The following is a 463-nucleotide window of genomic DNA, read 5'->3' as shown; positions in this document are numbered from 1 at the left end:
GTTTGATTGTCTGGGCTTCGCTTCTCGATCTTTAAGCGCTTTCGCTTGGTGAAATAGTTCAAAACTGAGCGAGGACTGTATAACAGGCGGTCCCACACATCACAGAATTTAAGCAGCGGCGCTGGGAATTGATTTTTAATGCCACTACAGGTGATTTGATAAATGTTCGGGCTATTTCGGCGGTATCTAAGCTTGATATCGTAAGCAAAGGAGTAGTGAACATCGCCCGAAAGCACCACGAAATTGGTCGGTGTTTTGGTATGGGTAAAGATACTGATCAGCGTATTGGCACTGCCCGGATGTGCCATCCAGTTTTCAGCGTCAATCACCAATGGCTTACCAATTGTAGTCGCCATCTTTTGCAATGTTTCAATAAACTTCACGCCAAACATCGGTGCAGCTGAAACGATCACGACTTTATCTTGATGCATCAATTGATGTTGAAATTCAATCAAGGCCTCCC

1 pseudogene is annotated in these 463 nt (G+C 44.7%); it reads right to left on the bottom strand.

The features are described 5' to 3' along the window. Positions 1–463, bottom strand: a pseudogene (locus AB4653_RS28855) (alkaline phosphatase family protein); the annotation flags it as partial.

Source organism: Vibrio sp. 10N.222.48.A3 (assembly GCF_041475345.1).
Taxonomy (GTDB): Bacteria; Pseudomonadota; Gammaproteobacteria; order Enterobacterales; family Vibrionaceae; genus Vibrio; species Vibrio tasmaniensis_A.
Note: the sequence above shows the minus strand (reverse complement) of the source record. Positions and strands in the feature narration are given on the sequence as shown.